Source organism: Chelatococcus sp. YT9, from assembly GCF_018398315.1.
In the GTDB taxonomy this organism is placed as follows: Bacteria; Pseudomonadota; Alphaproteobacteria; order Rhizobiales; family Beijerinckiaceae; genus Chelatococcus.
This window is the reverse complement of the sequence record NZ_JAHBRW010000001.1, coordinates 1,854,217-1,877,818: the sequence shown is the minus strand read 5'-3', so window position 1 is coordinate 1,877,818 and position 23,602 is coordinate 1,854,217. Positions and strand designations below refer to the sequence as shown.

The window sequence follows — 23,602 nt, the reverse complement described above, 5'->3', positions numbered from 1 at the left end:
GCGGATGCGCACCGACAATCCTTTCGCCACTCCGGCGCCCTCCGCGCAGCAGCTTGCGCCGTCGGCCCCGTCCTTGCCGGGAGAGCGGTCGATCTTCCCGTCGCCAATGGCGGCGATGTCCGCCCCATTCGGTCCAGACGAGAATAGTCTGGATGTCGCGCGAGCGTTCGCTGCTGCTGCGCATACCCCCCTTCTCGCGAGCGCGGCGCAGTTAACCTGGCTGGCCGGGCGGTTCGCGAGCTTCACGCCCCGCGATGTCGGCGCGCTGCGTGATTGCCTCGCTGCCGAGATTCGCCGTATCGGGACCCACAGCGAGCTGGATGTGGGCACCCGCGCCGCTGCCTGTTACGCCCTTGCTGCGACGTTCGATGACCTGGCGCTCAACGCGGCCTGGAGCGGGGGAGATGCGTGGGCGCGTAACACGCTCGTCAGCCTTATGTTCAACGAAGCCTGCGGCGGTGAACGCTTCTTTGATCTCCTGGCGCAGCTGGAGCGCGAGCCGAAACAGAATGCGGATAAGCTCACGCTAATGTCGCTATGTCTCGCGCTTGGCTTCCAGGGCAAGTTCCGCATCTTGCCTAATGGTGCAGCTCAACTTGCGCTCATCCGTGCAAACCTCAGCAGACTGCTCGAGGAAACGGCCGACATTCGGGGTACACGATTGCTCGCCCGCGCGCTACCTGTCGACGCTCCGCATCGCGCCCCCCAGCTGTCGAGAACGGTGTTCGCCATCGCGATCACGTTATCGGTCGCCGTCCTGGGCGCGAGCGTGGTCATGACTTTAGCGCTTAAAAGCAGAGTGGAGGCGGCGGCGGCAAAGGCCGCGCTGTTGATACCGAATAGCGCTCCCAAACCGCGCGCCGCCGAGGCTCCGCAGCAGGTGCCCCTTTTGCACAGCCGCCAGATGTCCAAGGTCGAAGCGAAGGTGCCGGCGCCTGAGACAACCTCCGCGCGCCTGCGGCGCATGCTTGCCTCTGAAATCGCCGAGGGGCGCGTCAGCATCGTGGATCAGCCCGACTTCGTTATTGTGCGGCTCATCGACGGGAGGCTCTTCGCCAGCGCGAGCACGACCCTGTCCGCAACGGGGGGGCAGTTGCTTGGAGCCGTTGCCACCGTGCTGCAGGGCATGCCGGCGGCGATAACGGTCATCGGGCACACGGATAGCCAGCCTATCCATACGCCCCAGATCGGCTCGAACGCCATTCTCGCCATGCGCCGGGCAGAAGCCGTCGCTGGGGCTCTTCGCGCACGGCTTCCCCCCGCCACGACGATCCACCCCGAAAGCCGTGGCGATCGCGAACCGCTCGCAAGCAACAGCACGCCGGAAGGACGCGCCCACAACCGCCGGGTCGAGATCCTCGTCCCGACAAGCGCTTCATTCCCAGTCGCTCCCCATGAGGACCGTGTCCCATGACCAAGACAGTCTGGCTTCTCGTCACCGTGGTGCTCGTTCTCGCGCTCGAGCTGGCGGCCGCCGTTTGGTTCGGGGCACCGCTCCTCACTATTGCGGACATGCAGCCTCTCGCCGCTGTGCTCCCACGCATCCTCCTGATCGCGCTGATCGGTCTTATGGCCGCCATAGCGGTGGTCGTGCTCCTGGTGCGACGACGGGGGCCCGCGGACGTTTCGCGCGCCGCGGCGGAGCGCGCCATAGCTGCGGACCTCGCGAGGCTTCGCCACCAAATCAGGACGGTCTTGGTCCGCACCGGCGGCCGTTGGCGTGGCCTGCGGCCCATCGCCTACGCAACTCCCTGGTATCTGGTCCTGGGCTCGACACAAGAGTCCGCCAGTCTCTTGCTCAAGACCATGGGGTTGAAACTCGAAGCGGAACGCCCAGCAAAGCCGACGTCCACGGATCAGAACCCGCTCGCCGCGGTGTGGTCGGGGCGCCAGGCGCTGGCGTTAGCGGCGGCCGCTCCTGTCGAAACCTTCCGCAAGAGTGTGGAAAGGGACGAGATCGAAACCGAAGCACGCTGGCACGGCCTGCTCAAGCTTATCCAACGGATGCGTCCCTTGCAGCCGCTCAATGGCCTCATCGTAGAGCTCGGTGCCACGGAACTCCTCGACGCCCCGGCTGACCAGCGTGCCGCCCTCGCGGAAGCTTGGCGCGATCGTATCGCGCATGTGACGCAGATCGCCGGGCCCTTCCTTCCGGCTTATCTCGTCATCACCGGCATCAACAATCTGCGCGGCTATTACGCAGGTTGCGCCGAGCTCGACGACCTCACGCTTCTCGATCTAACCGGGACGACACCCGCCTCCTCGCCCACAAGGCAGGCGAAGGAGCAGATCCGGACGTTGCACGACGGTCTGCGTGCGATGCTTCTTCGTCTCGCGCGCCATAGCGTCCGTCGCGCCGGAACGGTCGCGCGGGTTGACCACGCCGGCTGCATTCTGGAATTTCCGGTGGAGGTCGCGCTCCTGACTGATCGGATCACACAATTCGCCGCTGCAATCCTGCAGCCTGATTGCAGCAAGCTGTCGCCCGTTCTGCGTGGTGTTCAGCTGGTTCAGTCTGCGACAGGTGAGACCCATCTCCCCAAGGATCGCCTCCTTCATGGCGCGGCGCGGTCACTTGCCCTCGACGTCAGCCAATTCCATCCGGCAGACAGCACAGCGGCCAGAACCGCGAGCCCCGGCATCGCCGCACGCTTTCTTCACCGTGACGTCTTACCGGAAGCGGGCCTGGCCAGTCGACATCACCCGTGGCGGGCAGCATGGCGGGCGACGCTCGCACCGCTGGCGGCGCTGACCCTTCTCGTGGGGAGCGTCCCACTCGCTCTCGTCTGGCGGGACAGGCTGGAGGAAACCAATCAGTCACTGAACGACGTCGAACAATCCCTGGCTGCCAGCGACAGCGCCATCCGCACTCTCAACAGAGATGCGGAGGCCCCCGCGCCCGATCTAAAACACGTTCTGCCGGTACTCGACCGGTTGGCGGCGGATCTTCCGGTCGTGGCCGGGCTTGGAGCGGGCTTGCCCTTGGGTAGCGCGCGCGATGTGCTTCTCACTGCGCATCGTGGAGCCTATGATCGGGCGCAGATCCAGCTTCTCTTGCCTCGCCTCCTTCTCAACCTCCAGGCCGCATTACCGACCGAGAGCCCGCAAAATCTCTCGCCTCCGGAGGAGCTCGCGCTTTTCGACAGATTGAAGACCTACCTCACGCTTGGTGGACAACGCCACGGCGGGCGGGAGGAAGCCCAGGCTTGGCTTATCGCCAATAGCAAAGAGACAGCTCCCGAGCTGGATGAGAGCGCGGCCAATCGGCTGACACCCCATATCCGCGCGCTTTTGGCCCACCCGCTGGCACATTCATCGCTCGACGAAACCCGCATCGCAGCAGCACGCGCGGCGCTTTCGATCAATACCCTCGTCCTGCGGGGTCTCGCCACCTTGCAGGCCCGTGTGCGCGCCGCCGGCCTGTCCGCATGGCGCCCTATCGATGCCGCGGGGCCGATGGCTGGTCGTCTGCTCGTCCGACGCTCGGGCAAGCCCCTGAGCGAAGGCATTCCTGCCTTCTATACGCGGGCCGGATTTCTGACAGTTGTCGCCCCGGCGCTGCGGGATGTTTCGGCAACGCTCGCGAAAGAGGGATGGGTCATTCCGTTGGCGACCGGACCGGATAACCGCGATCTCGCAAAGGTACTGGAGCAGGAGATCGCGGAGGACTATTTCACCGCTTACGTGGAGACGTGGAACGAGTTACTCGACGACATCGCCTTGACGCAAGCCCCCACCTTGCAACAGGCAAGCCAGCAGTTGATCCAGCTTGCAGGTCCGGCATCTCCTCTGGAGCGGTTTTACCAATCCGCCAGCCAGGAGACGGATCTCACGCCAGCCGCGCCGCCAGCATCCGCAAACCCTGCGGGGGCAGTCCAGCCGCGAACCCTCATGACGGGTGAGCCGGTCACCACGCGCTTCGCATGGCTTAGGGAACTTGTCGCGACTGGCGACACCGGAGCATCGCGGCTTCGGCAGACTATCGACGGCTTCGGGGCTCTCGGCCGGCAGATGGCGCAAACGGCCTACCTCCCCCAGGATGCCGCTACCCCCCTGTCAGCCGGGTCATCCGCCGGGCAGCTGGCGGATAGCGCCGCGAGCCTTCCTCCTCCGCTTGCGCGGATCGCCAATGAGGTCGCCCATACCGCCGCCGACATGACGTCGGCCGCGACGGAAGACCGCGTCGCAGCCGCATGGCGGGAGGTGGAACCGTTCTGCCGGCTCGTCACCAGCAACCGCTATCCCTTTTCCGGGCGTGCTAGCCAGTCGATCTCGCTTGACGATTTCGCGTCTCTTTTCGGACCGCAGGGGCGGCTGGAAAAATTCTTCACAACCTACCTCCGCCCCTTCGTGGATGTCAGCGCACCGGCTTGGCAGGTCCACCCCGTACATGGCATGGCGTTCGACATCGACCGCCCGGCGCTGGAACAGTTTCAGCGCGCTGCACGCATACGCGATGCCTTCTTCACCGATAATCCGGCCGCGCCATCGGTTCGCTTCAGTCTGGAACCCCTGCGGCTGGATGCGACAGCCGAGACATTGACCTACGCGATTGGTGGACAGACCCTGGTCTACCGGCATGATCCAGCGCGCCTGTGGACCATGCAATGGCCCCCGGCCGACGGGCAACTCACGGCGCAGCTAGAACTCACGCCCTGGCTCAGCAATGAACCGGGCAGCCTCGATTTTCGTGGCCCTTTCGCCTTTCTGCGATTGATCGAGGCTGGCGCGCCGAAACTTGAGGGACAGGCGCCTGACCGCTTTATCCTGCGCTACACCTTGGGCTCGCGCTCGGCGACCCTGCGCCTCATCGCCGCCAGTATTATCAACCCGTTCAGCCTGAAGGATCTTCGGCAGTTCCGCTGCCCCGAGATCCCCTGAGCGTCGGCAAGCGCGTCGGACCGAAGAGGCTAGTAGTTCCACTCCATGCCGATGCCAACGGCGCCGCCGCCCGCACCCGCTTCGGCCTCAAGCTTTATGTTGCGGCCAAGGTCGATATCAACCGCGGCTCGGCTCGATTCCGGGGTTGCTCCCTGCTTGATGCTCAACCGCATGCGATCGTTGATCTGTTTGCCGATACCGACCGCCACGCCGCCCGAACCGTCGGAATTTGTCGTCCCGAGATCGATCGAGTCGAGACCCAGCGACGAACCGATGGCGCCGAGCGGACCGCCGCCCTCGCCCGTCAACTCGGCCAGGGCCTGGGCGAGCTGGATCGCCTGACCGGTTGAGAGGCTGCCAGAGGGCCTGCCGAACAGAAGGCGGGCAAGCACCTCATCGCGGGGCAGCTCCGGCGACGAACTGAACTCTAGCTGCGGATTGGAAGCTTTCCCCGTTACGAGGATACGGGCTGTAATTCCGGCCGCCGTCGATTCAGCCTCGAAATCGATGCGGGGATCGAAATCGCCGTCGAGGGACACCTCACCACGCGTGAAGGTGAGCTGACGACCGAGCAGCGAGAGCGTTCCACGACGGAGCGTAAAGGCACCTTCGGCCTGCGGCGATGCACTTGTCCCACGGATGGTCAGCTGGCCCCCGAGCTGCGCGTTTATGCCCTGCCCGCGGACCACGATGCCGCTGCGCGCAGCCACACGAATGTCGAGAGTCGCTGCGAAGGGATTGGCGGCCTGTGCAGCCGCCGCCCTCTGTTCCGCAGCGACGCGAGCCCGCACGGCCGGCGGCGCATTGACACGCGTAACCGGGATCGGCGTCGCCGAGAACGGGAAACGTTTCGGCAAGGTGATCTCCAGCGCCGAGAACTCAACAAAGCCGGTGACGCTCGGCCGTGTCGCGAGCGCGCCGGCGATAGCGAGATCCGCATTTGCCGTGGCATTTACGACCGGAGTTGCCATCAGCTGCGCGTTGTTCGCCTTGATGGCGATCTGCCCGGGGAAGCCCGCTGCCGGATCCAGTGCCACCCGTCCCGAGCCGGTGATGGCGCCACCATTCCGCGCCCGCGCAGTCAGGCTGGTGATAACGAGCTCGCGTTCCGATCCGTTGATCACCGCCTCGATATTGGTGAGCGTGACACCGTTAGCGGCATCCTGGAAGCGCCCATTGGTGATGCGGACCGTTCCGGCGGCTGTCGGCGCCGCCGCAGTCCCGCGAATACGGAGGTCAGCGATGGCCTGTCCGGTGAGCGTCTGGCCGGCGGCCGAGAGGCGCGCATTCATGAGGCCAAGGTCGATGCGGCCGTTGACGCCGAGATCGAGCGCGCCAGCTCCCAGGGGAGCCGAGCCGCTGATCTGCAGGTTGGAATTCGCGAGACCGGTCACGCGCGCATCCACATTGACGCGGCCGTTGCCGAGAGTGCCCTCGGCATTGACGCCGAGCGGCCGAAGACCCGCATCACTGATCTGTGGCGCGGTGAGATTGGTGATGGTGAGATTGTAGCGGCCCGAGGGTTGAGCGGCGGTCCCCGACAGGGTCACATCTCCATTGAGCGCTCCCGTCACGCCGAGGCCCGGCGCGAACAATTCCGCGATAGCGAGCGGAATGGCCCGAGCGGCGAGGCGCACGTCCAGCCGCTCGCCAGCCGAGCCGGCGACCGTCAATCGCCCCGCGCCTGCACGCACTTCGACGTTGGACAGCGTGACAGTTCCATCGCGCAGGCTGATGCGTGCATCCGGCGACAGCGACAACGTCTGGCCGCGCGACAGGGTGAGCCTCCGGATCAAGGCATCAATGCCGCCATCGGTCGGCGTGATCCGGGCCGAAGTCGCAAGATCCGCTCCCTGCACCACCGCGTTAAGATTGACGTCGGTTGTATTGCCTTCGCCCTCTGCGGTAAGACGGGCACGTGACACCGTGAGGCCGCTGGTTGCGACTCCATCGATATCGACTTGGCCATTGAAGGCCGGCGCTTTGAAAAGATCCCGCCCAGTAGCGTTGATCTTCGCGTCGGTCAGCGTGACGCCGAAGGCATCGATGCGATTTGCAGAGCCGGTTATGCGCGCCGCCTGCTTGCCATCAGGCGCGTCGAAATTGGCCATCAGTTCGAGGCGGCCAGCGATCTCGGCGAGCACAAGCGGCGCGAGGTCGCGCAGATCGCCGGCCGTAACCGCAAGCTGGCCCGTCACGAGCGAGGCCGGCGACGCCGACAGCGAACCACGCACGGCCACCGAACCGAGCGTTATGTCGAGATCCCGGACGTCTGAGGCGCCATCCGCCTTGCGCGCGAATTGACCGCTGCCGCGGGCTGGTTTGCCGTTCACGCTGCCGTCGAGCTTGAGCTCGCCCTGCGGCGCATTCAGCACGTCGGAGGCAGTGACGTTCAAGACCAGCCGCTCGATGGGCCGCCCCATGGCCTTGGCATCGCGCAACTGAATGGTTGCCTGGCTGTCGAGACGGGAAAGGCTGCCGGTGAGATTGGCTGAGATATCGCCGCGACCGGAGACGCGCGGATCGAGTCGCTGGAGATCCGGCAGCGCGATCTTGGCAACCACATTCGCCCGCTGGTCCGTCGCTGAGCCGTCAGCGGTCAGCGAGACATAGGCGGCATCGGCTGAGAAGGTCTCAAAACCAAAGCTGCCATCACCGGCGCGGCGCACGGTACCCTTCACGGTCGCACGCCCGCCAAGGAGATTATCCGCGATGGCGATGCCGGTTTTCAAATCTTGCGCAGCGCCATCGAGCGTCACGATGAGCCGGCTCATGTCGAAGGCGGCGTCGACATCGGCGGTAAGCTGCACCTGTCCGCTCAGGTCCGGCTCGACGAAGCCGCGCAACGCGGCCATGTCAGCACGCTCGATCGTGAGCTTGCCCTTGATGGACGCGGGATCGACCTGCCCAGCATAGGTGGCGACGATCGGCGATGCCTCGATGCGCGCGGCGGCTATGTCGAGCCGGCCGCTTCGTTCGGCCGTTCCTTCAGCCGCCAGCGTAAGCCGCGGCCCGAGCGCCGACGCCACGGCCTTATCGCTTGCCGACAAGGCGTCAGCGATGCCGTCGAGCTTGATAGCGAACCGGGTCGCCTCGGCAATGAGCGGGCCATCGCCGCGGACGGTCGCGTTGAGCGATACAGCTCCGGTGTCATACCGGCCACCTGCGGCGGTAATCCCGATATCGCGCCCGGCCAGCTTCAGCGTGGCCTCGGGCGCGTTGACGGTGCCGCCGAGAGCAAGATCCGCAACCAGAGACTGCCAGGACGCCATCGGCACGATGCGGCCATCCGGGCCCGGAACCTTGGGGAGAAAGCCCGCGAATGGGGCGACCTCGCCAAGACTGAGCCGCGCGTTACCAGCCACGGCTCCGCCTTGCGCGATTACGCCGTCGCCGGTCAGCGCGAAAGCGGTGTTCGAAGCCGCGACGTTGCGCAATGTGATCGCACCGTCATCCTCGAATGAGGCGTCGACCTTGATGGTCGTGGGGCCGACCAGAGGCTCGAGCTCTTCCGGCAGAACCGCGCCCACGTCAGCGAGCAGCGTGGCATCGAGGCTGCGGGAGGTTCCGCTACGTTTCAGCGTCGCTTCGCCCTCCGCTCCGGCCTTGTCACCCAGAGTGAGGCGCAGACGTCCGCTCCAATCGTCCAGCGGACCATCGCCGCTGATGTTGAGAGAAATGGGCGGCTCGCCGCGCAAGGCGGCAAGGCGGGAAACAAGGCCGCCCGGCGGCTCGCTCGCGTCAACCGCGAGCTTGAGCTGCTGCGTATCCGGGCGGAAATTGAGCTGAATGCTCGCACGGCCGGGCGTATCGTCGACCCTATCCGCAGACATGTCCAGAACAAGACCCTGCGCCGGATCCACGAGACGAGCCATGCCGGTGAGCGACAAAGCGGCGGGCACGCCAAGCAGCGGCTCGCCCAACGTCAGACGCGTGACGTCCATGCGCTGCAGCGAAACACCGAACGGCAATTGCGGCATCCCGGAAGACGGCTCCGCAGGAGCCGGCGCGGGAGGCATGTCCGGCGCGCGCGCCACGTCGAGATGGCCAACACGCACGAGTTCCACATCAAGCCGGCCGCTGATCAGGGCGAGAGGACGCCAGCGCAGATCCGCCTGATCGATGGAAAGCCACACGCCGCGTGGGTCAGCAATCGTTACATCGCGCACACGCATCTCAGCGGGAAGCGCGCCCTCGAGACGTCCGATCCGGATCGTCATGCCATCGCTGCTGGCGAAACGCTCGACAAGGCGCACGATTTCGGCGCGACCGAAATCCGTCCGCGTCAACACGACGAGCCCGAGCGCCACGACAACGACCAGCCCGACCAGGGCCGTCAATGCCACGCGCAGAACAGGGAAGGAAACTCGTCGCATCAGAAAGACTGCCCAAGACTCATGTAAATGCCATATGGCGGATCGCCCTTGTCACGGTTCAGACCACGGGCGACGTCGAGGCGGAGCGGGCCGAGGCTGGTGTAGTAGCGGAGCCCGATACCCGCCGAATATTTGATGTCGTCATCAAAGGACGGCACGCTGTCGCGGAACGCGCCACCCGCATCAACGAAGGGCACGACGCCGATGGTGTCGGTGACCTTCATGCGCATCTCGACAGACCCCTCGAGAAGACTGCGCCCACCGATGACGCGGCCGAACGCGTCCTTGGGGCCAATGCTCTGATAGTCGTAACCGCGGACGGAGCCGCCGCCGCCGGCGAAGAAGCGGTGGGGCGGCGGAATATCATAGAGACCCACACCGACAATGCTGCCCATGCGAACCCGTCCGGCGAGGATATAGCGGGAATCCTTGTCCAAACTGAGATAGCCGGAGACGGCTCCCTTCATCTCCGTCATTCCGATGGTCGACCCGAGGAAGCTCGGATAGGGAGTGACGGTGCCTGTCACCCGGAAGCCGCGCGTCGGATCGAGCTTCGAATCCGTGGTGTCGTAGGTGGCCTCCACCGGAATGCCGACGAGGGTATAGTAACGACCGCTGCCGCTGACGTCGCCGTAGGCGCGCATGAATTTGGCGCGTTCGAAACTCAGGCCGACCTGGGCCGTAAACTCCTTCGAGAACTCACGCTTGACGCCCACAGACCCGAGAAAGCCCTGCTGGGTATAGTTCTCAGTAACGTTGCGCAGATAATTCGCCTTCACGATCAGGTCATCCCGCACCGTGAAGATACCCGGCACCTCGAAGGTTGCGCCGAAGTTAAAGCCCAGCCTGTCGCGCCAGGGCACCTCCTGGCCATCGGCGCCCAGGATCTTGCCCGATGCCCCAGCGACTGTCGCATCGAGCCGCAGGCGCTCGGCATTGCCGAACAGGTTGCGGTGCCCCCAATAGGCATTCACCGAGGGACCATCTGTATTCGAGTATTTTGCGCTGAAACCCACGAAGCGCGGCAGACGCTCCTTCACTTCAACGTCGATCGGCAGCTCCCCGGCATCATTCAGAGCGCTGCCTTCGCGAATACGCACGGAATCAAAAACGTCGTAGGAATTGAGCTCCCTGCGGAAATCATCGAGCGCGGCCGTGGAGAACACGTCCCCGGGACGGAAGGTCACCCGCCGGCGAATGAAGCCGGGATTGAGACGCTCGGTACCCGAGACCCGGACATCGCCGAAGCGTACCAGGGGACCCGGCTCGACGCGCAGCGTCACATCCATCTGCCCGGTCGCATAATCCACAATGGCGTCACGCTTCACCGCCTTGGCGAAGGCATGACCGATGTCGCGAAAACGCGCGACGAGCGCGGCCTCGGCGGACAACACGACGCTGCTCTCCGCCGGGTCACCTGGCGCGAAGTTCAGTTTCGCCCATGCCTCGGGCGGATCGACCACGGCGCCTGTCGCCGCATTGACGCCCTTCAGGCTGCCGAAGGTGAACAGACGGCCCGGATTGACATTGATGACCACAGGCACAGGACCCGCGCGCCGGGCGCTGTTGACGCGCGCCGCCGCGGCGGTCGAGTCCACGTCAACCCCTGCGACGGTCACCGTGATCTTAGCTTCGTAGTAGCCGAGCGCCGCCATCGTCGAGAACAGTCGCGGCAGGTCAGCCGCAGCGCGCTGCACCAGCCCCTCCGCCCCCGATGGTGGACTTCTCCTCAGCTCCTCGAGGTTGGAAGCGTCCCGAATCCGCTGCTCAAGGGTGTCGTCATCGCCGACAACGTCGATGGTCACTTCATAGGGGACGGCATCCGGCACCGGAATCTGCGGCTGCTCCGGCTCCGCTTTGCGTCCGAAGAGGCGGTCGAAGAACGAGCGATTGTCAGTCCTCTCCGCCTGTCCGGAGGTGCTGCCGCCACCTCCCGCGGTCTGCGCCGCGAGTTCCCCCGGCGCGGCTACCAGCGAAACAAGGCACAATCCCATGCCGACCGCCCACACCCTCGACGGCGCCCAGGCGCTGAGCTGCGTCCCGGCCATGAGGCTGGCTCGGAGCTTTCTGCCGGGCGAAGCCCCGGGGCTGCGGCATCTCCTGTCGGGAGCGGGATTGAAGGGCTGGACTTTCACTGAACGCAACTCAACTCGGGGGGCCCGGCAACCGCGGCGACACAAAGCGTCGCGCGATCAGCGTGCCTATCAACAACTGCAATTCCTTAAAATCCATTCGATCATGATAAGGATGACAAATGATGAACGCTACCTCTTGGCGATAAATCATTGATTCGGCGCAATACGCGCGACTTCGTCCGCTCTTCCAATGCTCCTGCGCGGGCGTTATCACCCCCGTCTCGACTCTGTCGGTTTCATGCCGATGAAGGCTGAGACCAAGATCCATTTGAACGAACCCGATAGGGACCATGGCGCCACCTCTTTTGCTGCTCCAGGATATTGCGCTGACCTTTGGCGGAACGCCCCTCATCGAACAGGCATCTTTGTCCGTTGGATCTGGTGAGCGGCTTTGCCTTGTGGGACGCAACGGGTCGGGCAAGTCCACGCTTTTGAAGATCGCCGCCGGCCTCATCGCGCCGGACAGCGGCCAACGCTTCCTGCAACCAGGCACGACCCTGCGTTATCTGCCGCAGGAGCCCGACCTCACGGGCTTCGCCAACACGCTCGCCTATGTCGAGGCGGGGCTGGCGCCAGGCGACGACACCTACAGGGCGCAATATCTGCTCGAACAGCTTGGTCTCAACGGAACAGAGGACCCCGCGCGCCTGTCCGGCGGAGAGGCGCGCCGCGCCGCACTGGCGCGGCTGCTCGCGCCGGAACCGGACATTCTCCTCCTCGACGAGCCCACCAACCATCTCGACCTGCCGGTCATCGAATGGCTGGAAAGCGAGCTGCGTTCGCTGCGCTCCGCGCTCGTCCTTATCAGCCACGACCGCCGCTTCATGGAGACGCTGTCACGGGCGACGGTGTGGCTCGACCGTGGAATCACACGACGGCTGGAGCAGGGCTTCGCCGCCTTTGAAACATGGCGGGATACCCTATTCGAGGAAGAAGAACGCGACAGACACAAACTCGACCGCCGCATCGCCCAGGAAAATGACTGGCTACGCTATGGTGTGACTGCCCGGCGTAAACGCAACCAGGGACGTCTGCGTGCCCTGCACGCCATGCGCCAAGAGCGCCGGGACGCTCGACGCGCCGTTGGCGATGTCAAGATGACGGCAAGCGAGGGGGACATCTCCGGCAAGCTTGTCATAGAGGCTGTCAACATCTCCAAGGTCTATGGCGCGGAACCTGTGGTCCGCGACCTGTCGGTCCGCATCGCCAGGGGTGACCGTATCGGCATCGTTGGGCGCAACGGCGCCGGCAAGACCACGCTGATCAATATGCTGACCGGGCAGCTCGCCCCCGACAGCGGCGCGGTGCGGATCGGCGCCAACGTCGCCATGGCGAGCCTGGACCAGCGCCGCGCCGGCCTTGATCCCGATGCCACTCTGCGCGACGCGCTGACGGGTGGCGGCAGCGACACGGTGATGGTGGGCGGCACGCCCAAGCACGTCATGTCCTATCTCAAGGACTTCCTGTTCACGCCCGAGCAGGCCAACATGCCCATCGGCAAGCTGTCCGGGGGGGAGCGTGGGCGGCTGATGCTGGCGCGGGCGCTTGCCCTGCCTTCCAACCTTCTGGTGCTGGACGAGCCCACCAACGATCTTGATCTGGAAACCCTCGACCTGCTCGAGGAAATGATCGATAGCTACAGCGGCACCGTCATTCTGGTCAGCCACGATCGTGACTTTCTCGACCGTACGGTGACATCCGTGCTGATGGCAGAGGGCCAGGGGCGTTGGCAGGAATATGCCGGCGGCTATACCGACATGCTCGCCCAGCGCGGCGCAGGCGTGGAGCTCTCGACGCGCGGTACCGGCAGCGGCGCGGGGAAGTCGGCGGACCAGGCACCGATACCGCGCTCCGAGCCGGTGGAGCGAGCTGCGCCAAAGCCAAAGCTCAGCTTCAAGGACAAGCACGCTCTTGAAAGCCTGCCCGGACGCATGGCGGCGCTGGAGCGCGACATCGCCAAGTTAAAGGCCGTGCTTGAGGATCCCGATCTCTATGCGCGCGATCCAGCGCGCTTCACGAAGGCGTCGGAGGCAATATCCAAAGCAGAGGCGGATCTTGCCGCTTCCGAGGAAGAGTGGCTCCGCCTCGAACTGCTCCGCGAAGAGATAGAGAGCGGAGGCTAGGAGTTCCGGCCCTCCGCGAGAAACAAGCCGTCATTCCGGGACGCGCATAGCGGGCCCGGAATCCACGAACAGGGTGGTGGACAGGAGCCCCCCCCCCCCGGGTAGGCGCTTTCTCGGTCTCCCGTCGTATTCATGCATTCTAGGCTCGGGCCTTTTCCGCCGCCCGGAATGACGCGTCACGGTATCAAATCGGAATTCGGCGCACTCCAGAGGCAGGAACGTCGGGCTATGGCCATCCTCATCCCCGTCCAGGATCCGGACGATCCCGCCATCGCGGACTACCGGGCGGTCCGGGAGCGCGACCTTGTCGGACGCGGCGAGCGCTTCGTCGCCGAGGGCGAGGTCGTCCTGGCAGTGCTCAGGCGTCAGCGGCATTTTACGGTCGAATCCCTGCTCATCAGCGACAAGCGCTTGCCGAGCTTCGACAGGTCCGCCTGGCCGGACGGACTTCCCGTCTTCGTCGCCGCTCAGGCCGTGATGGACCAGATCGTGGGGTTTCACATTCATCGTGGCCTGCTTGCCATCGGCAGGCGCATATCCGCACCGGGCGCGCGGGAGCTTCTCGCACAGCTTCCACCGGCGGCACTGGTCGTCGGCCTTGTCGGCATCGCCAATCACGACAACATGGGTGGCATCTTTCGCAATGCAGCCGCCTTCGGTGCCGACGCCGTGCTGCTTGACGCAACCTGCTGCGACCCATTGTACCGCAAGTCTATCCGCGTCTCGGTCGGCGGCTGCTTTGTCGTGCCCTACGGGCGCGCAATCGACGGCAGGGACATGCTGGCCGCGCTGGCGGAGAACGGCTTCACATCTGTGGCCCTCAGCCCGTCAGGCGCGACGTCCTTGCACGAGACGCGTCCCGCTCGGCGCTCGGCCCTCATCTTCGGCGCGGAAGGCCCCGGCCTGTCCGCCGATCTTCTGGAGGGAACGCAGACCGTTCGCATCGCCATGGCCGGAACCATGGACTCCCTGAATGTCGCCACATCGAGCGGAATCGTGCTGCATCATTATGCCGCCGACAGGCTCAGTCCGTAGAAACCGAGCTCAGTTGCCCTTCTCGGGGGCGGGGGGCAGCGGCAGGATCTCGATACCCTCCTCGAGGAGATCGCGGACCTCCTCGCCGGTCGCTTCGCCATAAATAGCGCGCTCTTCCACCTCTCCCGCATGAATACGGCGGGCCTCGTCGGCAAATTCATCTCCAACGTAAGCCGCGTTCTCGATTACGTGCTGCCGCAGCGCGCGCACCATTTCACGGAGCTGGTGTTCCCGCTCCGTCAGCAATGCGGCTTGCGGCACCGCAACCCGGGGAGGGCTGCCAGCCGGCTCATTGACGGCCTCTGCAGATGGAGTCGTCCTCGACCGTTCATGATCCGTCCGCGCGACGCTTGGCGACATGATGGCCTTCTGTACCTTGTCGGATCCGCAGACCGGGCACGTCACGAAGCCCCGCGACACCTGCGCCTCGAAGGCGTCGCTGTTCTTGAACCAGCTTTCAAAACCGTGGCTCTTATCGCAGACGAGCTTGTAGCGGATCATGGGTCGGGGACTGTTCCGGAAATACGATCAGGCGGTCGGCCGGTGGAGACGTGTGTTCACGGGAGTCAGGCGGATTTCAGCAACGCGTCGAGCTCGCCGCGGCGTTCGAGCGCGTAAAGATCATCGCACCCACCAATGTGACGGTCGCCGACGAAGATCTGCGGGACGGTGCTCCGCCCTCCGGCACGCGCGATCATCGCCGCACGTTCGTCGGCCTTGCCTGAAATCTCGATCTCCGTGAAAGTCACGTTCTTCGAGGTCAATAGCTCCTTCGCCGACTGGCAATAGGGGCACCACGACTTCGTATAGATCGTTACATCAGCCATAGCGGGACGCCGTTCACAACAGTTGTGCTCAAGCGACATATAGGTGTCATCATGCCTCCGCGACAACCCTCGCGAAGGTCAATATATCGACGTGGGATGCGCCGCCCCGCAGCAACGCCCGACAGGCGGCATTGGCCGTCGCGCCGGTCGTCAGCACATCATCAACGAGAATGACGCGTTCGCCCCCCAAACGCCGGTTGTCCGGCACATGAAACGCGCCTTGGAGATTGGCAGCGCGCTCCGCGCGCGTGAGCCCCACCTGCGGCCGCGTATTCTTGCGGCGGTGGAGCACGAGTCCGTCACAACGCAAGCCGCTGCGCCGTGCGATTTCCTGTGACAGGACCATGGCCTGGTTGAACCGGCGGGACCAGAGACGCCGCGGATGCAGCGGCACCGGCACGATAAGCGCGGCCTCTGCAAAAAGCTCCGCACCGGCCGTCGTCATCATCCTGCCCATGGCCTTGCCAAGCTCAAGGCGATCACCGTATTTCAGGCGGTGGACCAATTCGCGGGCGGTGCCGTCGTAACGGGCGACCGCCCTGGCCCTCTCGAATACCGGCGGGTTGGCAATGGCCGCCGGGGACAGGAGTGGCCCGCCGAGATCTACCGCGAAGGGGGTGCCCAGCCGCTCACAGTAAGGCCGAGTGATGAATGGCAGTTCGCGCCAACAGGCTGCGCAGACTCCATGGGGCTCGGCGGTCGCATGGCCGCAGGCAATGCAAGTAGGCGGATAAATCAGGCTGGCGAGCCGGCTCGCCACCGCCTCCGCGCCCTTATGCAACACCTCGGTCGAGCGCCGCAGCCAGCCGCTCTCGTATTCCGCCATGCCATCCCCCCCCCCCCCCGCTTGGAGTTTAGGCGGTTGGAGGCACACGTGAAAGGTTCATCCAGGGCTGTCCGATGGGTCCCCCCGCGAACAACGGGCGGGTCCTCCGGAAGCGATAGTCTTTGACCCCCGGACCGAAGCGCAGGATAACGCGACACCACCTCCTGCTTGCTCGATCAGGATCAAGGACCCTCCATGGCCGCGCCCATCGTCTTCGACCGTGCCCTCGCCCGCCGTCGCCTGGAGCGTGCCCACCGCGAGGGTTTCATCGACTTCCTGGTGGCACGGGCTGGCGAGGATCTCGCCGATCGGCTAGCAGCGGTGAAGCGCGACTTCGATCTGGTGCTTGATCTCGGCACACCGACTAACGCCGCCGTCTCGACTCTCACAGCCTCAGGGCAAGCGCGGCGCATCATCCGGGCTGCGCCCACCGCTGCGGCTCTCAGCCGAACGCGGGATGCCGCGTTGGTGGCGGACGAGGAAGCGCTGCCCTTCGCGGAAGCCCGCTTCGATCTCGTGGTCTCGCTCCTGGCGCTCCAGGGGATCAACGACCTGCCTGGGTCGCTCGTGCAGATCCGCCGAAGTCTCAAGCCGGATGGATTGTTTCTCGCAGCCCTGTTCGGCGGCTCCACGCTAACGGAGCTGCGCCAGATATTGGCGGAGGCCGAAAGCGAGATCGAGGGAGGGGTCAGCCCCCGCGTCGCGCCCTTCATCGACATCCGCGACATGGGCGGGCTGCTACAGCGCGCGGGCTTTGCTCTGCCGGTCGCTGATATCGATACGGTCAAGGTTCGCTACGAGCACCCCATCGGCCTACTGCGCGACCTGCGCGCGATGGGCCTGACGAACAGTCTCGTAGAACGCCGTCGCAAGCCCCTGAAGCGGCAGACGCTCGCCCATGCGGTCGCGCTCTACTACGAGCGCTTCGCCGATGACGACGGCCGCGTGCCGGCCACTTTTGACATCCTCTGGGTTTCGGGCTGGGTCCCGCACGAGAGTCAGCAGAAGCCGCTCAAACCCGGCTCGGCCAAGGTACGGCTGGCAGATGCTTTGAACACCAAGGAGATCAAGACGGGCGGTGAGGCAGAGTAACCACTGTTCGCGACCGTCGCCCCCTGAGTGGCCGGCGCGCGGATCCCTCCCTCAGAGAGGGTGGCCTCGCGCAGCGAGGTCGGGTGGGGGGGGGCCAGGGGGCGGGAACGATCCTCCAGGGACCACGCAAGTGCCACCGTCTCGGCCAGAGCGGCGCCACCCTCCCGTCGGGGAGGAACAGCGCGGCTCACGAATTCGGCCTAGCGCAGAAGATCGACCAGCACGGGTACCAGCGGCTCGTCCGCAGGGGGCATGGGATAGTCGCGCAGCGCCGTAGCCCGAACCCATTTCAGTGTCTGCCCCTCGCGCGGAGCGGCGATGCCCTCCCAGCGCCGGCAGATGTAGAGCGGCATCAGGAGATGGAAGGTCTCGTAGGGATAGCTCGCGAAAGTGAGCGGCGCGAGACATTCCTGCTTCACGGTAATGCCGAGTTCCTCGTTGAGTTCCCGGATCAGCGTTTCCTCCGGGCGCTCACCGGCCTCCACCTTCCCCCCCGGGAATTCCCAGAGGCCCGCGAGCGCCTTGCCCGGTGGGCGCTGGGCGAGGAGGATGCGCCCGTCGCCATCAACGAGGGCGCAAGCCGCAACAAGAGTGAGCTTCACACTCACGAGCGGTAGTCGCCGTTGATCTCGACATAGGCCTTGGTGAGATCGCAGGTCCACACCGTGGCCGAACCACTGCCGAGCCCGATATCCGCGGTGATGCAAATATCTTCGCCGCGCATGTAGGCGGACGTCGCGGCCTCGTCGTAGGCGCCATCGCGCTCGCCGTCGACGGCGACGCGGATATCGCCGAACCAGATCGCGAGGCGATCGCGTTCGGCGGGCTCGCCGGCCTTGCCGACGGCCATGACCACACGGCCCCAATTGGCGTCCTCGCCGGCAACCGCCGTCTTCACCAGCGGCGAATTGGCAATCGACAACGCGATGCGCTTGGCGGAAGCGTCGTCCACGGCGCCACGCACCAGGACCTCGACGAACTTGCGTGCACCCTCGCCGTCGCGCACGACCTGATGGGCCAGGTCGAGCAGCAGAGCGTCAAAAGCCACCTTGAAGGCAGCGAGCCGCGGATCATCTACCGCCTCGATGGGCTTCACCCCGCGGGCCACCGCGGCGCCCGTCGCAAAGGCAATAAGCGTGTCGGAGGTTGATGTATCGCTGTCCACCGTGATGGCGTTGAAGGAGCCCTTGACCCCACCGGACAGGAGCGCCTGCAGAACCGGGGCGGCGATCGGCGCGTCAGTGACGACATAGGACAGCATCGTCGCCATGTCGGGAGCAATCATGCCGGCCCCCTTGGCGATGCCGTTGATGGTCACGGTAATGCCATCGATATCAGCGGCGCGCGTGGCCACCTTGGGGAAGGTGTCGGTGGTCATGATTGCCTTGGCGGCATCGAGCCACGGCTCTGGCGAGGCACGACGCGCGCAGTCGGCCAGTACGCCCTCGAATTTCGTGGCATCGAGCGGCTCGCCGATAACGCCGGTCGAGGACAGGAAAATCTCGCTTTCCGCACAGCCTACCGCGGCAGCCGCGAGCTTTGCCGTGAGCGCTGTCGACTCGCGGCCCTTGCGGCCGGTGAAGGCGTTGGCATTGCCGGAATTGACGACAAGCGCCCGTGCCTTTCCGCCGGCCAGCCGGTCCCGGCACCATTCAACCGGTGCCGACGGGCACTTGGAGCGCGTGAACACGCCCGCCACGCTCGTGCCCTCATCGAAGATGGCGAGCAGCACATCCGTTCGGTCCTTGTAGCGGATGCCGGCCGCGGCGGTCGCGAAGCGCACGCCGGCGATGGGGGGCATCGCGGGAACGGTCTTGGGGGCAAGTGGCGAGACGGGATGTTCTTTTGCCATGTTGGGCCGATCGGGAGAAGGAGACTTACGCCGCTCGGTGCGACGCGGAGGTATAAGCTGGGGCACGGCATGCAAGCCATGCCGTACTCCTGGGTCATCAGGTCAAATATGCCTTGCCGGTCGCGGCCACCTGCCTATCGTTCCCGATCTGCAGGACGTTATCCCCGTCACCAGATCAGGGCTTCTTGGGCTCGGCCGGTGTTGCGGGCGCTGGCGCGCTTGGTGTCGGGGCGGGCGTTGCCGGCGGCTCGTCCAGACGCTCGATCTTCGCATCCTTGCGTAAGCCCACAATAATGTCCTGCTGAGCCTTCTGCGCCAGATAGCTGTCGACCTGCTCCTTGACCTCGTCAAACGTCGGAATTGGCTTTTCGCGCTTTTCCTCAACCTTGATGACGTGCCAGCCGAACTGGCTCTTCACAGGCGCCGAAATCTCACCCGGCTTGAGCTTGAACGCGGCCTCGGCAAATTCCGGCACCATGCGGTCCTTGGTGAAGAAGCCGAGATCCCCGCCTTCCTTGGCGGAACCCGGATCCTTCGAGACTTCCGCAGCCACCTTCACGAAGTCCTCGCCGGCCTTGAGCCGTGCTTCAATCTTCTTCGCGTCGGCCTCATTCTCCACGAGAATGTGGCGGGCGCGCACCTCTTCTTCGGGCTTCATGCCCTTGACGGTATCTTCGTAGAGCGCCTTGGCTGCTTCAGGCGTCGCGGCCTTCTTCACCTCGGCGGCCAGATAGTCGTCCAGCAGCACCTTGTCCCTGAAGTAGGCCAACCGGCGCGCGAAGTCCGGCGTGTCGCCGATCTTGGCTTTTTCGGCAGCCTGCGCCAGAATCTTCATGTCGATGAGATAGTTCAAGAGATAAGTCCGGCGCTGGGCTTCCGGCATCGCAGGCAGCCGGTCCCCGAGATCCTCGCTGGCCACGTCGAGATCCCGCTGGGTGATCGCCACGCCGTTCACAGTGGCAAGCGGCTTGTCCGGGTTGGTAGCGGAAGCGGCCGGCGCGGCCGGCTGAGGCGCCGCCGGAGCCGCAGCGCCCTGGGCCATGGCAGGCACGGAGAGCGCGCCCAAGCCGGGCAAGCCCATCAGGGCGGTGGCGGCAGTGGTTAGAAAGAAGCGACGAAGGTTCATGGGTGCTTCCGCGATGCGACCGGGGGCCGATGGACGGCTGGCGGCCACGAGGGCGCACCAGCCATATGAGCATAAGTGGCTTGCATGAGTGGCCGAAGCGGCGTTGCTTGGCAAGACCTTATGTTGGCGGGAGCTCTCCCTGAGAGCCAGCGTCCGCCCACATCGCGCCCAACGCTGCGACCTCCCCACAGCGAGCTGGCGCCCCTATATAGCGCCATAAGGCCTGTTTGGCAGTAACCGGGTTGACAGATCCTCATGATACACCCATTTCGCCGAACAGCACGGGGCTTCGCCGCTTCGACACATCGGCGTGCGATAGGGGCGGAATCAAGGTCGACGCCATAAAGTCGATTGGTGGGGCTCATGTCCCCGCTGTTGTGCTGGACCCGGCGCCCCTTGGGGGTTAATCGTGTGACCGACGGCGCGGGATGCCTTCCCGGGCCGGAATTGATCGTCCGGAAAGAATCTCGATGCTCGGCGCTATTGCGAAAAAAATATTCGGTTCAGCCAACGACCGCCGCCTGAAGACCTATACCAGCAGAGTCCAGGCCATCAATGCGCTTGAGCCCGAACTCGCGGCCCTTTCAGACGAGCAGCTGCGCGCCCGGACGGAGGAATTCCGTCAGCAGCTCGCCGCCGGCAAGACACTCGATGATTTGCTCATTCCGGCCTTCGCCACCGTGCGCGAGGCAGCCAAGCGTGTGCTCGGCCAAAGGCACTTCGATGTGCAGCTCATCGGCGGCATGGTGCTTCACGAAGGCGCGATCGCCGAAATGCGGACGGGTGAAGGCAAGACCCTTGTGGCGACGCTGCCGGTCTATCTCAACGCCCTGTCCGGCAAGGGTGTTCATGCGGTCACCGTCAACGACTATCTCGCCAGCCGCGACTCCGGATGGATGGGGCGCATCTACCGCTTTCTCGGGCTGACAGTCGGCGTGATCATCCACGGGCTGGACGACGACCAGCGCCGCGAAGCCTATGCCTGCGACATCACCTATGGCACCAACAACGAATACGGCTTCGACTATCTGCGCGACAATATGAAATACGATCTCGCGCAGATGGTCCAGCGCGGGCACAATTTCGCAATCGTCGACGAGGTCGACTCGATCCTGATCGACGAAGCGCGGACGCCGCTGATCATCTCCGGGCCGCTCGACGACCGCTCCGATCTCTACAATGCCATCGATGTGCTGATCCCGAAGCTCAAGCGCGAGGACTACGATCTCGACGAGAAGCAGCGCGCGGTCTCGCTGACCGAGAGCGGCAATGAGCATATCGAAGAGCTGCTGGAAGGCGCCGGCCTGCTGAAGGAAGGCTCTCTCTACGACGCCGCCAACGCGACGCTGGTGCACCACGTGAACCAGGCACTGCGCGCCCATACGCTGTTCCAGCGCGACAAGGACTACATCGTCCGTAACAACGAAGTGGTCATCATCGACGAGTTCACCGGTCGCATGATGCAGGGCCGGCGCTACTCGGAGGGCCTGCACCAAGCCCTCGAGGCGAAGGAACACGTCCAGATCCAGCCCGAGAATCAGACCCTCGCGTCGATTACCTTTCAGAATTATTTCCGCCTCTACAAGAAGCTCGGCGGCATGACCGGCACGGCCGCCACCGAGGCCGACGAGTTCCTGGACATCTACAACCTGCCCGTGGTGGAGATCCCGACCAACCTGCCGGTCAAGCGTATCGATGAGGACGATGAGGTCTACCGGACCGATGCCGAGAAGTACAAGGCGATCGCCCGCGACATCATGGAGGCGGCCGAGAAAGGCCAGCCGGTTCTCGTCGGCACCACCTCGATCGAGAAGTCGGAAGTACTCGCCAACTTCCTGTCCAAGACAGGTTACAAGCATATCGATTTCAACAAGCCCGACGCGCTGAAGCCGGTGTTCGAGGCCGCCCGCTCGGGGAAGTCATCCAAGCATTTCGCAGTGCTGAACGCCCGCTTCCACGAGCTCGAAGCCTTCATCGTGGCGCAGGCCGGTGTTCCCGGCGCCATCACCATCGCTACCAACATGGCCGGCCGCGGCACGGATATCCAGCTTGGCGGCAATGCGGACATGCGGCTGGAGCAGGAACTGGCTGATATGCCGGAGGGCGAGGCGCGGACGGCTCGCGAAGCCGAGATCCGCGCGGAGATCGCCGAATTCAAGAAACGCGCGCTGGCCGCTGGCGGGCTCTATGTCATCGGCACCGAGCGTCACGAGAGCCGGCGCATCGACAATCAGCTGCGTGGCCGTTCCGGCCGCCAGGGCGATCCCGGCCGCTCGAAGTTCTTCCTGTCGCTCGAAGACGACCTGATGCGCATCTTCGGCTCAGGCCGCATGGACACGATGCTGCAGCGTCTTGGCCTGAAAGAGGACGAGGCGATCGTCCATTCCTGGATCAACAAGGCGATCGAGAAGGCACAGGGCAAGGTCGAAGCGCGCAACTTCGACATGCGCAAGAACATCCTGAAATACGACAACGTTATGAACGACCAGCGCAAGGTGGTCTTCGAGCAGCGTCGTGATTTCATGGCTCAGGAATCGGTCCGCGAGACCATCGACGAGATGCGCCACGGTGTCGCCGAAGAACTGGTGACGCGTCATATCCCTGAGAATTCCTACCCCGAACAGTGGGATGTCGCCGGCCTCTCCGAGGCCATTACCAACGAGCTGAACATCACCGTTCCGGTCGAGGATTGGGCGAAGGAAGAAGGTATCGCGGACGACGAGATCCGCGAGCGCCTCAAGGCGGCTGTCGATGCCTCTTATGCAGAGCGCGTCGAGAAGAATACGCCCGAGGTGATGAACTACGTCGAGAAGCAGGTGCTGCTGCAAACCCTCGACCATCTCTGGCGCGAGCATCTCGCCACGCTCGATCATCTGCGCCAGGTCATCGGCTGGCGCGGCTACGCCCAGCGCGATCCGCTGAACGAGTACAAGTCCGAAGCTTTCCAGCTCTTCGACGGCCTGATCGGGCGCCTCCGCGAGCAGGTCACGACGCAGCTGATGCGAGTCGAGGTGATGTTCTCGCCGCCCCCAGAGGCCGAGTTGCCGCCGATGGAGGCCCATCACCTCAACCCGTTCAGCGGCGAGGAGGAGATGGCGGGCTATGCCGACACGCTCGTAGCGTCCCGCCCGCAGGCGGAAGCCGTCGCTGTGGATCCAGCCGACCCCTCGACGTGGGGCAAGGTCGGCCGCAACGATCCCTGCCCCTGTGGCTCAGGCAAGAAGTTCAAGCATTGTCACGGGCGGTTCATCTGAGCGATCGCCCGGCGGACGTGCTCACTTCTCCGTTAGGGGAGGTCAGACAGACGTGCAGTGTCCGGTGAGGGGTTT

14 protein-coding genes are annotated in these 23,602 nt (G+C 64.7%); 6 read left to right on the top strand and 8 right to left on the bottom strand.

From position 1 onward, the window contains the following. Window positions 1-4: 4 nt before the first annotated feature. On the top strand, window positions 5-1,414 hold the full coding sequence (gene icmH, locus KIO76_RS08435; protein ID WP_213322596.1) for a type IVB secretion system protein IcmH/DotU: 1,410 nt from the start codon (window positions 5-7) through the stop codon (window positions 1,412-1,414). Then, window positions 1,411-4,881, top strand: a complete 3,471-nt coding sequence (gene tssM, locus KIO76_RS08430; RefSeq protein ID WP_213322594.1) for a type VI secretion system membrane subunit TssM — start codon at window positions 1,411-1,413, stop codon at window positions 4,879-4,881. Before icmH ends, tssM begins: the two co-directional genes overlap by 4 nt. A gap of 29 nt (window positions 4,882-4,910) precedes the next feature. On the opposite strand, the gene KIO76_RS08425 is transcribed toward tssM, so the two are convergent. Together KIO76_RS08425 and KIO76_RS08420 are read right to left on the bottom strand one after the other, a co-directional pair. Next, a complete protein-coding gene (locus KIO76_RS08425) occupies window positions 4,911-9,257 on the bottom strand; it encodes a translocation/assembly module TamB domain-containing protein (protein ID WP_213322592.1) in 4,347 nt (1,448 codons plus the stop codon). Next, window positions 9,257-11,305 carry an autotransporter assembly complex protein TamA gene (locus KIO76_RS08420; RefSeq protein ID WP_213322590.1) on the bottom strand — a complete coding sequence of 683 codons (2,049 nt, stop codon included), beginning with the start codon at window positions 11,303-11,305 and terminating at the stop codon, window positions 9,257-9,259. Before KIO76_RS08420 ends, KIO76_RS08425 begins: the two co-directional genes overlap by 1 nt. Before the next feature lie 377 nt (window positions 11,306-11,682). Between KIO76_RS08420 and KIO76_RS08415 the strand changes: the two genes are divergently transcribed. Then, complete coding sequence (locus KIO76_RS08415) at window positions 11,683-13,515, top strand: ABC-F family ATP-binding cassette domain-containing protein (protein ID WP_213322588.1); 1,833 nt, start codon at window positions 11,683-11,685, stop codon at window positions 13,513-13,515. Window positions 13,516-13,743: 228 nt separating this feature from the next. Continuing rightward, entirely contained in the window at window positions 13,744-14,550 is an 807-nt protein-coding gene (locus KIO76_RS08410) for a TrmH family RNA methyltransferase (RefSeq protein ID WP_213322586.1), read from the top strand. A 9-nt stretch (window positions 14,551-14,559) separates the two neighbouring features. On the opposite strand, the gene KIO76_RS08405 is transcribed toward KIO76_RS08410, so the two are convergent. The 3 genes from KIO76_RS08405 to KIO76_RS08395 all read right to left on the bottom strand — a co-directional run bounded on the left by KIO76_RS08405 (window position 14,560) and on the right by KIO76_RS08395 (window position 16,203). After that, complete coding sequence (locus KIO76_RS08405) at window positions 14,560-15,051, bottom strand: DUF1178 family protein (RefSeq protein ID WP_213322584.1); 492 nt, start codon at window positions 15,049-15,051, stop codon at window positions 14,560-14,562. A gap of 65 nt (window positions 15,052-15,116) precedes the next feature. Further along, window positions 15,117-15,377, bottom strand: a complete 261-nt coding sequence (grxC, locus tag KIO76_RS08400) for a glutaredoxin 3 (protein WP_213322582.1) — start codon at window positions 15,375-15,377, stop codon at window positions 15,117-15,119. A 49-nt stretch (window positions 15,378-15,426) separates the two neighbouring features. After that, window positions 15,427-16,203, bottom strand: coding sequence for a ComF family protein (locus KIO76_RS08395; RefSeq protein WP_213322580.1), 777 nt, complete (start codon window positions 16,201-16,203; stop codon window positions 15,427-15,429). A 195-nt stretch (window positions 16,204-16,398) separates the two neighbouring features. On the opposite strand from KIO76_RS08395, the gene KIO76_RS08390 reads away from it, so the two are divergent. Next, complete coding sequence (locus tag KIO76_RS08390) at window positions 16,399-17,295, top strand: methyltransferase domain-containing protein (RefSeq protein ID WP_213322578.1); 897 nt, start codon at window positions 16,399-16,401, stop codon at window positions 17,293-17,295. A 200-nt stretch (window positions 17,296-17,495) separates the two neighbouring features. Here KIO76_RS08390 and KIO76_RS08385 read toward each other — a convergent pair whose 3' ends face one another. From KIO76_RS08385 to KIO76_RS08375, 3 genes are all read right to left on the bottom strand, one after another. After that, window positions 17,496-17,903, bottom strand: coding sequence for a (deoxy)nucleoside triphosphate pyrophosphohydrolase (locus KIO76_RS08385; protein WP_291976123.1), 408 nt, complete (start codon window positions 17,901-17,903; stop codon window positions 17,496-17,498). Then, window positions 17,900-19,147 carry a bifunctional glutamate N-acetyltransferase/amino-acid acetyltransferase ArgJ gene (gene argJ / locus KIO76_RS08380; RefSeq protein WP_213322576.1) on the bottom strand — a complete coding sequence of 416 codons (1,248 nt, stop codon included), beginning with the start codon at window positions 19,145-19,147 and terminating at the stop codon, window positions 17,900-17,902. The genes KIO76_RS08385 and argJ overlap by 4 nt, the downstream gene beginning before the upstream one ends. 175 nt (window positions 19,148-19,322) lie before the next feature. Next, window positions 19,323-20,273, bottom strand: a complete 951-nt coding sequence (locus KIO76_RS08375) for a peptidylprolyl isomerase (protein ID WP_502761842.1) — start codon at window positions 20,271-20,273, stop codon at window positions 19,323-19,325. A gap of 470 nt (window positions 20,274-20,743) precedes the next feature. Between KIO76_RS08375 and secA the strand changes: the two genes are divergently transcribed. Beyond that, window positions 20,744-23,527, top strand: a complete 2,784-nt coding sequence (gene secA / locus KIO76_RS08370) for a preprotein translocase subunit SecA (RefSeq protein WP_213322575.1) — start codon at window positions 20,744-20,746, stop codon at window positions 23,525-23,527. Window positions 23,528-23,602 lie beyond the last annotated feature (75 nt).

What these genes read in the sequence shown, in the direction of transcription:
- icmH (WP_213322596.1), top strand. Translation starts at nt 5, where the DNA reads ATGCGCACCGACAATCCTTTCGCCACTCCGGCGCCCTCCGCGCAGCAG.
- tssM (WP_213322594.1), top strand. Translation starts at nt 1,411, where the DNA reads ATGACCAAGACAGTCTGGCTTCTCGTCACCGTGGTGCTCGTTCTCGCG.
- KIO76_RS08425 (WP_213322592.1), bottom strand. Translation starts at nt 9,257, where the DNA reads ATGCGACGAGTTTCCTTCCCTGTTCTGCGCGTGGCATTGACGGCCCTG.
- KIO76_RS08420 (WP_213322590.1), bottom strand. Translation starts at nt 11,305, where the DNA reads ATGGCCGGGACGCAGCTCAGCGCCTGGGCGCCGTCGAGGGTGTGGGCG.
- KIO76_RS08415 (WP_213322588.1), top strand. Translation starts at nt 11,683, where the DNA reads ATGGCGCCACCTCTTTTGCTGCTCCAGGATATTGCGCTGACCTTTGGC.
- KIO76_RS08410 (WP_213322586.1), top strand. Translation starts at nt 13,744, where the DNA reads ATGGCCATCCTCATCCCCGTCCAGGATCCGGACGATCCCGCCATCGCG.
- KIO76_RS08405 (WP_213322584.1), bottom strand. Translation starts at nt 15,051, where the DNA reads ATGATCCGCTACAAGCTCGTCTGCGATAAGAGCCACGGTTTTGAAAGC.
- grxC (WP_213322582.1), bottom strand. Translation starts at nt 15,377, where the DNA reads ATGGCTGATGTAACGATCTATACGAAGTCGTGGTGCCCCTATTGCCAG.
- KIO76_RS08395 (WP_213322580.1), bottom strand. Translation starts at nt 16,203, where the DNA reads ATGGCGGAATACGAGAGCGGCTGGCTGCGGCGCTCGACCGAGGTGTTG.
- KIO76_RS08390 (WP_213322578.1), top strand. Translation starts at nt 16,399, where the DNA reads ATGGCCGCGCCCATCGTCTTCGACCGTGCCCTCGCCCGCCGTCGCCTG.
- argJ (WP_213322576.1), bottom strand. Translation starts at nt 19,147, where the DNA reads ATGGCAAAAGAACATCCCGTCTCGCCACTTGCCCCCAAGACCGTTCCC.
- KIO76_RS08375 (WP_502761842.1), bottom strand. Translation starts at nt 20,273, where the DNA reads ATGAACCTTCGTCGCTTCTTTCTAACCACTGCCGCCACCGCCCTGATG.
- secA (WP_213322575.1), top strand. Translation starts at nt 20,744, where the DNA reads ATGCTCGGCGCTATTGCGAAAAAAATATTCGGTTCAGCCAACGACCGC.